Raw genomic sequence first — 12,565 nt, forward strand, 5'->3', positions numbered from 1 at the left:
TCCGACAAATGAACTCCCTGTAATCTTAGCCGTCGAGACCGCGCGTTTTCCGCTGCGCCCTGGTCGCCCGCCGCGCCCAGGCCCTGTCGATCTGCTCGCGCAGCCGGTCGTCGTCGGCGGCTTCGTAACGGACCAGTACCGCGGGCCAGCCTTCATAGTGCGGCGTCTGGAAATAGGTCCCGGGCTCGGTTTCCTTGAGGAATTCTATGGTCGAGAGATCCAGCGCCAGCCCCAGCGCGTCCGGCTCGCGGCTCTCATTGACGATCCAGTGCCCGCGCACGCGGATGCAGCGTCCCCCATGCAGCGTCGAATCCTCGGCGGCGGGCTGGCTCAGGGCGTAGTCGAACATCTCGTCGCGCGTCATGGGGCACCCTGGCCCGGCAGCGCGCAAAGAAAAAGGGCCGGCGTTTCCACCGGCCCCTTCAAATCTCGTCGTCGTCGCCGGTCAGGCGGCGGCTTGTTCGGCCAGCTTGGCCTTGACCTGCCGCTTGATGCGCTGGGCCGCGATCGACAGTTGCTCGTCCTTGGCCTTGACGATGAACGGGTCCAGGCCGCCCTTGTAGTCCAGGGTGCGCAGCGCGGCGTTCGAGATGCGCAGGCTGAAGGTCTGGCCCAGAGCCTCCGAAGCGACCTTGACCGTCTTCAGCGACGGCAGGAACCGGCGCTTGGTCTTGATGTTCGAGTGGCTCACGCTGTGGCCGACCATCGGGCCGATACCGGTGAGTTCGCAGCGACGCGACATCTGACTATCCTTCGGAGCGGTCCACGGAACGCGGCGGACGCATGAAACAGGTGCGCGCGGGAGGTCATCCCGCGCGAGAGGGGGGCGTATAGAGGAGGAATCCTCGTCCCGTCAAGACTTGGAGGATGCAACGGAGCCGTTCAGCCGCCGTTCAAATCCCGCCATATATGTACATTAGCCATGAGACCGATGTTCAACGCCGAGGCCGCCATGAAGTCTTCCGTGTTCGCCCGCATGGCCCTGACGGCCGCCCCCGTCATCGCCGGCGCCCTGTTCCTGGCGGCCCCCGCCGCGCCGCGCGCCGCCATGGCGCCGCAGTCCAGCGAGGACACGGTGCTGCCCGGCTACTGGGAGTACACCACCAGCGCGGTGGGCGTGCGCGACACCGAGACCAAATGCGTCCGGCCCAGCGAGATCAACCGCTTCTTCGGCGGCCTCTCGACCCGCCGCTGGCAGTGCACCTATCCGGTGCGCCAGGTCGGCAACGGCAACGCCCGCTTCGAGGGGACCTGCACCGACCGCAAGGGGCGGCGCGTCAATGTTCGCCTCAACGGCACCTACCAGCAGGAGAGCTTCAGCTTCCGCGGCGGGGCCCAGCTGGCGCGCGGCACGCCCTATCTGCCGGCGAGCATCACCGCTCGCCGCCTCGCGGCCCAGTGCCCGGCCAACGCCGAGTATTTCTGAGGACAGTCCCGGAGGTCGGAAGCAGGCACTGCGCGCGTCGCTTTCGACCCATTGCGGACAGTTCGTCGGGGTTGCCGTAGAGGTCTTTCGTAAGTCGGCTCGGGCGTTGGCGCTCCACGCGCCAGAAGGGGCGAGGCGGCTGCCGCGGCCGGAGACTATCCGCCGCCCGGCCCCATGCATTCGCGGATTTTCTGACGCAGGTTTTCCAGGGTGAAGGGCTTGGACAGGACCGGACAGGAGGCGAGGTCCGCCGGCAGGCCCGTCGCGCCGTACCCGGTGCTGAACACGAACGGCGTACCGCGCTCCAGCAGCAATCTGGCCAGGTCGAAAGACGTCTCGCCGGCGACATTCACGTCCAGAACCGCCAGGTCGAACGCTTGCGAAGCGGCGACGTCCAGCGCCCCGGAGATCCGCGCCACGGAGGCCACGATCTCGCAACCGAGTTCCTCCAGCATGTCCTCGAGCAGGAGGGCTATTCCCCCCTCGTCCTCGACAAGCAGAACCCGAACCCTCGTCACTTCAGTCATGGGTGCGGACTGAGTCCAGGGGGAGGCTGATCTCGGCGCGGACTCCGGCCGGGTCGAAACGAATTTCGATCTTCCCATCCAGGTCACGCTCGATGCAGCGTCGGATCAGGCGGGTGCCGAAGCCGCGGCGGGTTGGGACGCGCACCTCCGGCCCGCCCTCCTCAATCCAGCTCAGGTTCAGCGCCGGTTCCGCGCCCGGGGAGACCTGCCAGCGCACGGACAGCACACCGGACGAGCGGCTGAGCGATCCGTACTTCGCGGCGTTTGTGGCCATCTCGCTGAACACCATGGTCAGGGCCAGGGCTGCGCGCGGCGTGAGGTCCACCGGCGGGCCCTCGATCCGCATCCGGTGGTCGCTGGAGCTGTAGGGAGCGACGATGTCCCGTACGAGGTCTTTCAGCGGCGCGCCCATCCAATTGCGCTCTGTCAGCAGATCATGCGCCCTCGCCAAGGCGATCAGCCGGGACTGGAAGGTCGTTGCGAAATCCTCGAGGCCGTCGGCGTGCTGAACGGTCTGCAAGGCCAGTGACTGAACCGTCGCCAAGCTGTTTTTCACCCGGTGGTTCAGTTCGTCGATCAGGACCTTCTGGCGCGCTTCGGCCTCCTTCCGGTCGGTGATGTCAACGAGCATGTTTATCGCGCCGATCAGCCTGCCCTGGCCGTCGCGCAGCGGCGTCGGGTAGGGAATAAAGGGCACGCGGGTTCCGTCGGGACGTTCGGCGATCGCTTCTCCGCCCCGGATGGGCCGGTTCTCCCGCAGTGCGGTCGCCATGGGACATTCGTCGTGGCGCATCGGCGAGCCGTCGGGCCAGTAGAGCTTCCAGGTGACGCACCATGAATCGCTGCCGAGCTTGGGCTCCCGGCCCGCCAGTTCCACCGCCGCCTCGTTGAAGAACGTAATCTTGCCCTCGGCGTCCGTAGTGTAGATCGCGGCCGGGAGGAACTCGAGCAGGTCCCGGAGCCGGCGTTCGCTATCCTCGATCTCGCGCTGCATCCGACGGCGTTCCGTCACGTCCCGCATGACCCGTACGCCGTAGGCGAACCGCCCTTCCTCATCCATCACGGAGGAACTGGTCACTTCCACATGAACTTCCGTTCCGTCTGGCCGGAGCGCCCGCTTTGCGGTCGCATAGGTCGGGCGGTCGCCCCGTACCTGACGCAGGTATTCCTCCCGTTCACCGTCCCGGTCGTCGGGATGGGTGATGTCGAAGATGTTGGTCGCGAGCAGTTGCTCCCGGGAGCGGCCCAGAATTCCGCAGAGCGCGTCATTCACGCGGACATAGCGCCCCGACTCGTCGACCTCCGCGATTCCGACCATGGCCGCCTGATAGGTGGCCCTCAGCCGCTCGGCGCTGTCCCGGCGCGCCTTCTCTGATCGCTCGAGGTCGCTGACGTCGATGGTGAAACAGCGCGTGCTGACGAATTTCCCATCCTCGAACCGGCTATTCGAAGTGATGAGCACGTGGCGGATCGAGCCGTCCTTCGCACGCAGCCGGGCCGGACGGCGATCCAGGACCCCGCCTTGCGACAGGCAGGTCAGGATCTCGTCGATCGCCTCTTCATCGGCGTGGAAATCGGCGATGTGCCGGCCGACGTATTCCTCCGCCGTATAGCCGAGCAACGCGAGCTCGGCGCGGTTCGCCCGGAGGATGATGCCGTCGCCGCTGACGATGTGGAGCCCGACGGCGCTGTTCTCGAAAAAGTCCTCCAGATCGCGGTTCGTCCGCGCCATCGCCTGTTCCAGAGACTTGTGGGCGCTGATGTCCTGGAAACAGTTGATCGCGCCCTGGATCCGTCCATCGTGATCGCGGAGCGCCCGGATATTCACCAGGGCCGTGAACCGGTCTCCGTTCGGCCGCTCCATGACCACTTCGACGTTCCGGGTCTCCTGCCCGGTCCTGACGGCGTCCGCCATCGGACAGTTCTCGCGCAGCAGCGGGGTGCCGTCGAGGAGATATAGTTTGTGGGATCCGCAGAACTGCTGCGCGCCGCCCTGTCGGGGATCCCGCCCCCAAAGCGCCACGGCCTCGCTGTTGTACCGGACGAGCCATCCGTCAGAATCGCAAAGATAGACAGCGCCCGGAATGGCATCCAGCGCACTGGGAGCCGCCGCGACAAGAGCGTCGAACTCGGTCAGGCCCACGCCGTCTTGTACGTCGGTCAAGCCAGACCTCCGCGGCCTGGCCGCGCGGCCTGCCGCGACCTTGGATGATCAGGACTTCTGCTCGTGGTGGCCAAGGGTTCACCGGTTCTCGACCGGGCGCTTCCCCGTCCATCGATCGCGAGCATTTCACCCTCCCCGTTCGAGGTGCTCGAACGCGCAGCTTGCGGCCCGGTTCCTGACGCCGACAACCGACCGACCCCCGGACCAGGCGCCTGTCGGCTCCTGATGAAGCAGACTGGTCGCGTCAAGGCAAAAGGCCCGGGATCGCTCCCGGGCCTTTCCTTGTTCAGCGATTGCGAGCCGATCAGGCGGCTTCGGCTTCCTCGGCGGCCTCGGCGGCCGCGATGACGGCCTTCTTGGCGCTCAGCGACTTGCCGAGCAGCTGGACGGCGGCGTCCTTGTCGATGCGGTTGGCCGCGGCGACTTCGCGGGCCATCCGGTCCAGCGCCGATTCATAGAGCTGGCGTTCCGAATAGGACTGTTCCGGCTGGCTGTCGGCGCGGTGCAGGTCGCGGACCACCTCGGCGATCGAGATCAGATCGCCCGAGTTGATCTTGGCTTCGTATTCCTGCGCGCGGCGCGACCACATGGTGCGCTTGATGCGGGCGCGGCCCTTCAGCGTGGTCAGGGCCTTGGACACGACATCGTCGGCGGCCAGCGAGCGCAGGCCGGCGGTCTTGGCCTTCTTGGTCGGCACCCGCAGGGTCATCTTCTCGTGGTCGAAGGTCACGACATAGACCTCCAGCGACATGCCCGCGACTTCCTGGGTCTCGACGGCCGCCACCTTGCCGACGCCGTGCGCCGGATAGACGACCGCGTCGCCAACCTTGAATTCCAGACCAGTCTTGTTCGTCATGTCATTCCTTTCCCGGCGCGGAGGACGGGCGAGACGAGAACGCGGAGACGACGGAACATCGTCCGGCGGCCGAAAGGCCGTCGGCGCGATTAGTGTCAGTCGTCGAAACGGAAACGGATCACCAAACCTCTGGCCGATCCCGCCTGCATGGACGGGATTCTGTCGCAAACTCGGGCGGCGCGAAGAAATCGCAGACCGCCCGACCCAATGACAGGAACCTATCACAAATCTGCGGAATTTCAAAACGTCCACAGCGTCAGCGTACGGAAGGTTGTAAATCCTCTCCGGATCGTGTCAGCGCGCCGTGAACCGTCCAGGCCACGCCGGTCAGGGCGAAGGCCAGCGCCCCTGCGACCCATTCGCTCCGGTCCCCTGGCGCGGCCAGCAGCCGGGGCAGGTGCACCAGCACGATCCACGAGGCGAACATGGCGCCGACCAGGGCCGATGCCGTCCTCGCCAGCACGCCGCTGACCAGGGCCAGGCCAGCCGCGATATTGGCCGCCCCCGTGATCCATGGCCACAGGGCCCGGCCGGGCATCCAGTCCGGAATCAGTCCGGCGATCGCGTCGACATACATCCAGTGCACCGCCCCGAACACGATCAGCATCAGGCCGACCGCCATCCGCGCCGCCAGCTTCAAATCGTCGCGCCCCGGCGCGGCGACCAGCATGGCCGCCGACAGCAGCCCCAGCACTTCCAGCGCCGAGACCCAGCGAACGGCGTCGCGGGGTGTCGCGGCCAGTCCCGGCGCGTGGACGAACAGCAGCGCGGTGAGCAGGCCCCAGAGCGCCAGGGCCGCCGGGCGCGCGGTCCGGCTCCACGCCAGCCCCGCTCCGCCCAGCAACAGCACGGCGCCATTCAGCCAGACGCCCGGAGGCGGCGCGTCGAACGGCTGCAGCCCGTCGACGGGGTGATGGAAATACAGGCTGACCAGGCCGAAGCCGATCAGACCCGTCGCCAGCATCAACCGTCCCGGCAGCCGCACCGAATCTCCGAAATCCCGCATGGGTCGTCCTCCCCGGCGCAGCAGACCACGCGGGGTGGATCAGCGCAAAGGATCGGCGGTCAGGAGCCCTTGCCGGGCTTTTCGGAGAAGTATTTCTCGAACTTGCCGGTCTCGCGCTCGAACTGTTCGGCGTCGGCGGGCGGCCGGCCCTTGACGGTGATGTTCGGCCACACCTTGGCGTAGTCGGCGTTGATCATCAGCCACTTGCCGTCGGGTTCGTCCTCGGTGTCGGGCTTGATGGCGTCGACCGGGCATTCCGGCTCGCAGACGCCGCAGTCAATGCATTCGTCCGGGGCGATGACGAGGAAATTCTCGCCCTCATAGAAGCAGTCGACCGGACAGACCTCGACGCAGTCCATGAACTTACATTTCACGCAGGCGTCGGTGACGATGTAGGTCATTGGGCGGAAGGGCGATCGCGCGGTTGCTGGGGACGGGCTGCGCAGATGACCCCGGCGGTCGACGCTGTCAACCGGCGCCCGCGTCGCGGGCGACATAGAGGGACCGCGCCTCCTCCGCCGGTCCGCGCCGTTCACCCAGTCCCTCGACCGTCAGGTCGATCAGACGGCCGCCGAGCGCGAACACCAGGCCGTCGCCGACGTGGACGCTGCGGCTGGGCTTGTCGAGCCGGGTCTGCACGCCGTTGTGGGTCAGCCGCACGGCGCCCCGTTCGACCATGGCGGCGGCTAGCGACCGGCTCTTCGCGAACCGCGCCCGCCACAGCCAGACGTCGATGCGGCATGCGGTTTCGCTCACTTGGCGGTCCGCCTGCGAGGCCGTTTGCGTCGCGCCGGAGCGGCGGGGGCGGCGAGGGCGGACAGGGCCGCGAACGGCGAGTCCTTCACCGCCCGGCCGCCGCTTGCGGTCCGGTCCGGCTGCTGCGCGCGGGTCGATTTCAAGGCCAGGGACAGCGCCTTCGCCTGCTCCAGCGTGACGCCCAGTTCGGCCAGATCGGTCTCGCCCAGCACGCCCCTGTTCCGCGCCCGCCGCTCGGCCAGCGCTTCCAGCATCTCCACCCCGGCGGCGACCCGGCCGACGGCGCGCAGGCCGAACGCCGAAAGCAGCCGGGCCGAGGGAGCGGTCTCGGGCAGGGGGGTGAGGGCCGTCGCGCCGGGCCGGAACGGCTCGCCGGCCACGAAGGCCCGGGCCACGCTCGCGCCCCGCCCCTTCAACAGGGCGGGCAACCAGACCGAATGGGCCCCCAGCCGCACGCCGAAGCTCTTCAACGTCCGCCGCTCGACCTGGCTCAAGGCGGCGAGGTCGCGCTCGACGTCGCGCCGATCGATGACGCCGCCCGCCTCGACCAGCCGGAAGGCGATGCCGCGCGGCAAGCCTTTCAGCGCGCCGGTCTCGACCGCCGTCTTCAGTCGTCGCAACGCCCTGAGCGCCCGCCCGGCCTCGCTCGCCAGCCAGGCCTCCAGCCGCCGCTGCGCCCGCTCCCGCGCCGCTGCGGGCCCGAGTTCGCCCAGCAGCCGCACCCGTGGCGTGAACCAGTCGCCGCCCGCGACCTGCCCGGCCTGGGTCCCGCGCCACAGCACCGCCCCGTCGGGCGTCACCGCGAAGGCCTCGTCCGCATCCGCCGCGAGCTGGCCCAGCCGCCGCGCGACCTCCGGAGTCACCGCCTGCCGCGCCGCGTGGCGCAGCGCCTTGTCCTCAAGCGCGCTGGCGCCCCGGTCGATCTGGAAGTCGACGCCGGACAGCCGCCCCACCGCATGGCCCTCGACCACCACCGATCCGTCCGCCTCGACGTCGGCGACGGCGTCCTCGCGCACGTTCAGGGCCCGCATCAGGGCCGTGGTGCGCCGGTCGACGAAGCGCGCCGTCAGCCGGTCGTGCAGTACATCGCTGAGCCGCTCCTCCAGCGCCTTGGTCCGGTCGCGCCAGCCCTGCGCCTGGTCCAGCCAGTCGGGACGGTTGGCGATATAGCTCAGCGTCCGCACCCCGCTGAGCCGGGCCGACAGCTGGTCGATCTGCCCGTCGTCGCGGTCGAGATCGGCGAAGCGCGGCGCGATCCAGTCGGCCGTCAGCCGCCCGCGCTTGCCGGTCAGGGCCTCGAAGACGTCTTTCGCCAGCCGGGCGTGCTCGTCCAGGGTGGTCTTCTGGAAATCCGGCAGTTGGCAGGCCTCCCACAGCCGCATGATCGCCCCGCGCGAGCGGCCGATCCGCGCCACATCCTCGTCCTTGATCAGGCGTCGAAGCAGGGTCTCGTCCAGCGCCGGCTGGGTCAGGTTCAACCCGCGCACGCCCGGCGTCACCGTGAGCGAGCGCAGCAGGTCGGGCAGGGTGTCGAAATCAAGCCGGGCGTTGCGCCACTCGGCCGCCTCGACCGGATCGAAGCGGTGTTCCACCACCTGTTCGACCAGGTCGGGATCCAGCTCGATGGCCTCGCCGGTTACGCCGAAGGTGCCGTCGCGCAGGTGCCGCCCGGCCCGTCCGGCGATCTGGCCGATCTCATGCGCGTGCAGCCAGCGAGTCCGCCGCCCGTCGAACTTCCTCAGGCCGGCGAAGGCGACGTGGTCGACCTCCATGTTCAGCCCCATGCCGATGGCGTCGGTGGCCACCAGAAAGTCGACCTCGCCCGACTGGAACAGCTCGACCTGGGCGTTGCGGGTGCGCGGGCTCAGCGACCCCATGACCACCGCCGCGCCGCCGCGCTGGCGCCGGATCAGCTCGGCGATGGCGTAGACCTGCTCGGTGCTGAAGGCGACGATGGCGCTGCGCCGGGGCAGGCGGGTCAACTTCTTCGAGCCGGCGTAGCTCAGCGTCGACAGCCGTTCGCGCTGGACGATCTCCACGTCGGGGACCAGCGACCGCATCAGCGGCGCCATGGTCCCCGCTCCCAGGAACATGGTCTCGAACCGCCCGCGTGCGTGCAGCAGCCGCTGGGTGAAGACGTGGCCGCGCTCGGGATCGGCGACGAGCTGGATCTCGTCCACCGCCAGGAATTCGACCGACCGCTCCAGCGGCATGGCCTCGACGGTGCAGACGAAATAGTGGGCCCGCGGCGGGACGATCTTCTCCTCGCCGGTGACCAGCGCCACTGCGGACGCGCCTCTCCGCTTGACGATCCGGTCGTAGATCTCGCGCGCCAGCAACCGCAGCGGCAGGCCGATCATGCCCGAGGCGTGGCCCAGCATCCGCTCGACCGCCAGATGGGTCTTGCCGGTGTTGGTGGGCCCCAGCACCGCGACGACGCGCGAGGGGGCCAGGCCGGTGGCGCGGTCGCTCATAATACTGAAAAGGTGGCTGTTCCCGCCCGGTTCCTCAAGCGCCGCCGCGCCGATTCCGCCGATCCGTAAACAGCAAAGCTCGACCAGGCGGAACAGGGGCGAAACGAATCAGGACCGAATCACCGACACGGCCCGATTCGGGGTTTGTTCCCCACAAGATATTGTATCTTAAGAACGATTAACCACAACAGGGAAGCGTCGGGTTTGGTCCCGCGCCGCGGGATACGGAACGTGTCGGCGATTTTCGCCGCCGGCCCCGCTTCCCCCACGCGCCGCGACCCGCTAGGTCACGGCCGATGGCCCCGTAGCTCAGCCGCATAGAGCAAGGCTTTCCTAAAGCCGAGGTCGCAGGTTGGAGTCCTGCCGGGGTCGCCATTCTTTACAATAGGTTAGTTCTATTCGGTCTGGGCGTTGGTTCTCCGGGGACACACAGGGGACACAAAACCGTGAAGCGCCCCCCTTTTGTCGGTAGGGAAAACTCGGCCCGGCAACTGTCGGGATTGTCAGCTTTCCACCCTCAGGCGACCGTCCGGTACCGACCCATAGGGGACGTTCAGCGATCGTCACCGAACAAGTCTAAGCCCCACGCAATCCCGCACTCCCCGAGGCAGAGCATGTCCTCCGCATCGAGCCAGATGCCGCATTGGCTATCGCCTCGGTGATGGAGGCCGCCATAGATGGTCACTTCTTTTGGCCGAACGCGCTTTCGTAATGTCTGAAATGCCTCAGCGCGTCCCCGCACCGCACCGACCAAGGCCTTCACCGCATGGTCATGATCGGCACCGCCCGTGAGACGGTCGGCGCGCGCTTCGAGCCACCAGCCGCTAAACTTCGCCACGCGTCCTGAGCGCGTCACATCGCCCGCAAGGACGACAGACGTCGGCTGGATGTCGAGGATGTCAGTGACGATCTGTGGGTTGCCGTCAAAGCCTGTGATCCCGAGCGTGAGCATACCAAGACCATATCACCTTCATGTCCCCTTCCCACCCTTAGGTGACTGTCGGCTCCCGACCCTTAGCGGACCTCTCGCCCAGTCACATTCTCGGCAATGACTGCTAGGTGCAGGCCTCTGGCCGCGAGTTTGGCGTTCGTATCGCGGTCTATATGGAAGGCCGTTCGTGATCCGCTCCAGACAGGATCGGTCAATCCGGCAAGCGGGACCCGACATAATCCGCGGCGCAGACGGCGGCGGGATGGCCGCGGTTGCACAGGATGATCGTCGCATATAGCGGGAACACGGCGAGTTCGGCGCTGATCCCGGGCGCGCTTCCCCCGTGACCGAAGTACCGCTGGCCGTTGCGCGTCCTGATCGCGAATCCCAGTCCCCAGTGCGAGCTGCCGGCCACCACCAGGGGTTCGGTCATTCGGGCCAGCGTCCCGTCGCGTAGTAGAGCCCCGTTCCTCAACGCGGTGACGAAAGCGTTGAGATCGTCGACGGTGGAGTACCCGCCCCCGGCGGGCAGGCCCGCATAGGGACGCAGGGCCTTCAGCCCCGTTGGTCGTGCGCCGGTATAGCCTGTGGCCGTGGACCGGGCGTGGGCGAAGCTCAGGGATGTCGCCGTCATGCCCGCCGGCCCGAATACCTGCCGGTCGACGACTTCAGCGTAAGGCCGGCCCCGGACGACCTCGAGGACGCGGCCGAGCAGGACGAAGCCGTAGTTGCTGTAGCCCCAGCGCGAACCCGGCTCGAACATGGGGTCCCGGTGTCCGTAAAGGTCGATCAGGTGCGCCGGGCGGGCGTCCGAGCCTTCGTGACCATCGTACTCGGGACCAAACACATCGCCCGTGCCCCCCGTGTGGGTGAGCAGTTGCCTGATCGTCACCGCGTCGGCGATCGCAGCATTGGGATAGTCCGGCAGGTAGGCGCGCAGCGGCGCCTCCAGCCCGATCACGCCCTCGTCCACCGCTTGCATGATCGCGACGGCGGTGAACATCTTCCCCATGGAGCCGATGCAGAAGCGGGTTTCGGGCGTGTTGGCGGTCCGGGTCTCCTCGTCGGCCAGTCCGTAAGCGGCGCGAAGAAGAGCCGCCCCGCCGCGCGCGGCGAAAACCGCCCCGCTCAGCCGGCCCGCCCGGCCTTCCCGCTCAAACGTCTCGGCGGCGAGGCGGAGGGCGTCGGTCTCGTCCAGTCTCGGAACCGGGTCGCCGGCTGGCGCCGCGCCGAACGAAATATCGTCAAGGCGCTCCGGGGTGGAAGCTTGCAGCACCACCTTGGAACGCCGATCCCAAGCCCGGTCCCGCACCACGGCCGTGATCTCGCCGGGTGCGGTCAGTTCGGAGGTCAGAAGTTCGAACCCGCCCGTGGCTTCGCGCACCGCCAGGTCGTCGTCGAGATAGGGGATCACGGCGGGCGCGTTGGCCTGTATGAAACGCTGGTAGACGTGAAGGTCAGGGTCATTGAACGCCGCCAGCCAACGGTCCAGCCACGCCGCCGGCACGCGAGCGACCGTCTGCGGTCGTGCTTGCGCCGGACCGGTCAGGGACCAGCCGATAGCGGCGCCTGCCCCCAGCATCACATCCCGTCTGCGCATGACGCCTCCACAGTTGACGACGCTCCTTGTAACCACTTACGACGGAAGTCAATGACTGCTCCCGAAGGGCCCGTTTCCGATTTCAGCCGACAGGGGGGCGCCGCCGCGATCGGCGCCCGGCTCCGGCGACTGTCCGAGCGGATCGACCGCGACGCGACCCGACTTTACCAGGAGAGCGGCGAAACCTTCGAACAGCGCTGGTATGGCGTCGTGAATCTTCTCAGCCAGCGGGACGCCCTGTCCGTCGGCGAACTGGCGGCCAGCCTCGGCGTCAGCCACGCCTCGGTCAGCCAGATCCGCGAGGGACTCGACAGGGCCGGGCTCATAACGTGGGAGGCCGATTCAAGAAACGCCCGGCTTCGACGGCTCCGGCTCACGCCCTCCGGCCGAGCCCTCGTCGCCCGGCTGGCGCCGCTCTGGGCGGCGCTCAACGAAGCGGCGATTGAGCTGAACCAGGAGGCAGAGGACGCTTTGAACGCTATCGACCGGCTCGAAAGAGCGACGGCCAGGCTTTCGATCTATGATCGAGTGTCCATGCGAATGGGTTGAGAGCCGACTTGCGCCAGGAGCGGTCATTCCCCGCGGCCAGAAAGCGGACCTTCATGCCGGCCAGATGGATGTCAGCTTTCGACCCGTTGCGGACATCTGGCGGGCCGGACATTGATCGCCCGAACGCCGGCCGACATTCGTGCGCCATGGTCAAACTCCGCCAGTCCAGGCCTTATGACGGGCCCCGCGTCGTCGACATATGGCGCAACGCCGTCGACGCCACTCACGACTTCCTGACCAGGGAGGATCGCCTCGCCATCGACTACGAGGTCAGAG

General features: G+C 67.8%; 13 protein-coding genes and 1 tRNA gene. 3 read left to right on the forward strand and 11 right to left on the reverse strand.

Annotation, left to right across the window (positions count from 1 at the left end; translation table 11 throughout):
- Positions 1 to 25: 25 nt before the first annotated feature.
- Positions 26 to 364 (reverse strand): MmcQ/YjbR family DNA-binding protein, encoded by a 339-nt coding sequence (locus VEB62_RS05820; protein WP_324796644.1) that lies wholly within the window; start codon positions 362 to 364, stop codon positions 26 to 28.
- Positions 365 to 445: 81 nt separating this feature from the next.
- Positions 446 to 742: a 50S ribosomal protein L28 gene (gene rpmB / locus VEB62_RS05825; RefSeq protein ID WP_324796647.1), complete on the reverse strand. Its 297-nt coding sequence runs from the start codon at positions 740 to 742 to the stop codon at positions 446 to 448.
- Positions 743 to 922: 180 nt separating this feature from the next.
- Here rpmB and VEB62_RS05830 point away from each other — a divergent pair, with 180 nt between their 5' ends.
- Complete coding sequence (locus tag VEB62_RS05830) at positions 923 to 1,426, forward strand: DUF3617 domain-containing protein (RefSeq protein ID WP_324796650.1); 504 nt, start codon at positions 923 to 925, stop codon at positions 1,424 to 1,426.
- Positions 1,427 to 1,581: 155 nt separating this feature from the next.
- Here the strand turns inward: VEB62_RS05830 and VEB62_RS05835 are convergent, their stop codons facing one another.
- The 7 genes from VEB62_RS05835 to VEB62_RS05865 form a co-directional block, all read right to left on the reverse strand.
- Positions 1,582 to 1,953: a response regulator gene (locus VEB62_RS05835; protein WP_324796652.1), complete on the reverse strand. Its 372-nt coding sequence runs from the start codon at positions 1,951 to 1,953 to the stop codon at positions 1,582 to 1,584.
- Complete coding sequence (locus VEB62_RS05840) at positions 1,946 to 4,117, reverse strand: PAS domain-containing sensor histidine kinase (RefSeq protein ID WP_324796654.1); 2,172 nt, start codon at positions 4,115 to 4,117, stop codon at positions 1,946 to 1,948. Before VEB62_RS05840 ends, VEB62_RS05835 begins: the two co-directional genes overlap by 8 nt.
- A gap of 304 nt (positions 4,118 to 4,421) precedes the next feature.
- Positions 4,422 to 4,973 (reverse strand): CarD family transcriptional regulator, encoded by a 552-nt coding sequence (locus VEB62_RS05845; RefSeq protein WP_324796656.1) that lies wholly within the window; start codon positions 4,971 to 4,973, stop codon positions 4,422 to 4,424.
- 256 nt (positions 4,974 to 5,229) lie between these two features.
- The gene (locus VEB62_RS05850) at positions 5,230 to 5,979 is read right to left on the reverse strand and encodes a DoxX family protein (protein WP_324796657.1); all 750 of its coding nucleotides are present in this window, start codon (positions 5,977 to 5,979) and stop codon (positions 5,230 to 5,232) included.
- 59 nt (positions 5,980 to 6,038) lie between these two features.
- Entirely contained in the window at positions 6,039 to 6,380 is a 342-nt protein-coding gene (gene fdxA / locus VEB62_RS05855; RefSeq protein WP_324796659.1) for a ferredoxin FdxA, read from the reverse strand.
- Positions 6,381 to 6,447: 67 nt separating this feature from the next.
- Positions 6,448 to 6,735 carry an RNA-binding S4 domain-containing protein gene (locus tag VEB62_RS05860; protein WP_324796663.1) on the reverse strand — a complete coding sequence of 96 codons (288 nt, stop codon included), beginning with the start codon at positions 6,733 to 6,735 and terminating at the stop codon, positions 6,448 to 6,450.
- A complete protein-coding gene (locus tag VEB62_RS05865) occupies positions 6,732 to 9,209 on the reverse strand; it encodes a helicase-related protein (protein WP_324796665.1) in 2,478 nt (825 codons plus the stop codon). The genes VEB62_RS05860 and VEB62_RS05865 overlap by 4 nt, the downstream gene beginning before the upstream one ends.
- 298 nt (positions 9,210 to 9,507) lie before the next feature.
- Here VEB62_RS05865 and VEB62_RS05870 point away from each other — a divergent pair.
- Positions 9,508 to 9,584 (forward strand) — tRNA-Arg (locus VEB62_RS05870).
- A gap of 178 nt (positions 9,585 to 9,762) precedes the next feature.
- Here VEB62_RS05870 and VEB62_RS05875 read toward each other — a convergent pair.
- Positions 9,763 to 10,161, reverse strand: coding sequence for a DUF4279 domain-containing protein (locus VEB62_RS05875; protein WP_324796668.1), 399 nt, complete (start codon positions 10,159 to 10,161; stop codon positions 9,763 to 9,765).
- A gap of 190 nt (positions 10,162 to 10,351) precedes the next feature.
- On the reverse strand, positions 10,352 to 11,740 hold the full coding sequence (locus tag VEB62_RS05880) for a serine hydrolase domain-containing protein (RefSeq protein ID WP_324796671.1): 1,389 nt from the start codon (positions 11,738 to 11,740) through the stop codon (positions 10,352 to 10,354).
- Positions 11,741 to 11,791: 51 nt separating this feature from the next.
- Here VEB62_RS05880 and VEB62_RS05885 point away from each other — a divergent pair, with 51 nt between their 5' ends.
- Positions 11,792 to 12,289 (forward strand): MarR family winged helix-turn-helix transcriptional regulator, encoded by a 498-nt coding sequence (locus tag VEB62_RS05885; RefSeq protein WP_324796673.1) that lies wholly within the window; start codon positions 11,792 to 11,794, stop codon positions 12,287 to 12,289.
- Positions 12,290 to 12,565 lie beyond the last annotated feature (276 nt).

The organism is Brevundimonas sp., assembly GCF_035626975.1.
In the GTDB taxonomy this organism is placed as follows: Bacteria; Pseudomonadota; Alphaproteobacteria; order Caulobacterales; family Caulobacteraceae; genus Brevundimonas.

What these genes read in the sequence shown, in the direction of transcription:
- VEB62_RS05875 (WP_324796668.1), bottom strand. Translation starts at nt 10,161, where the DNA reads ATGCTCACGCTCGGGATCACAGGCTTTGACGGCAACCCACAGATCGTC.
- VEB62_RS05830 (WP_324796650.1), top strand. Translation starts at nt 923, where the DNA reads ATGAGACCGATGTTCAACGCCGAGGCCGCCATGAAGTCTTCCGTGTTC.
- rpmB (WP_324796647.1), bottom strand. Translation starts at nt 742, where the DNA reads ATGTCGCGTCGCTGCGAACTCACCGGTATCGGCCCGATGGTCGGCCAC.
- fdxA (WP_324796659.1), bottom strand. Translation starts at nt 6,380, where the DNA reads ATGACCTACATCGTCACCGACGCCTGCGTGAAATGTAAGTTCATGGAC.
- VEB62_RS05845 (WP_324796656.1), bottom strand. Translation starts at nt 4,973, where the DNA reads ATGACGAACAAGACTGGTCTGGAATTCAAGGTTGGCGACGCGGTCGTC.
- VEB62_RS05885 (WP_324796673.1), top strand. Translation starts at nt 11,792, where the DNA reads ATGACTGCTCCCGAAGGGCCCGTTTCCGATTTCAGCCGACAGGGGGGC.
- VEB62_RS05865 (WP_324796665.1), bottom strand. Translation starts at nt 9,209, where the DNA reads ATGAGCGACCGCGCCACCGGCCTGGCCCCCTCGCGCGTCGTCGCGGTG.
- VEB62_RS05820 (WP_324796644.1), bottom strand. Translation starts at nt 364, where the DNA reads ATGACGCGCGACGAGATGTTCGACTACGCCCTGAGCCAGCCCGCCGCC.
- VEB62_RS05880 (WP_324796671.1), bottom strand. Translation starts at nt 11,740, where the DNA reads ATGCGCAGACGGGATGTGATGCTGGGGGCAGGCGCCGCTATCGGCTGG.
- VEB62_RS05850 (WP_324796657.1), bottom strand. Translation starts at nt 5,979, where the DNA reads ATGCGGGATTTCGGAGATTCGGTGCGGCTGCCGGGACGGTTGATGCTG.
- VEB62_RS05835 (WP_324796652.1), bottom strand. Translation starts at nt 1,953, where the DNA reads ATGACTGAAGTGACGAGGGTTCGGGTTCTGCTTGTCGAGGACGAGGGG.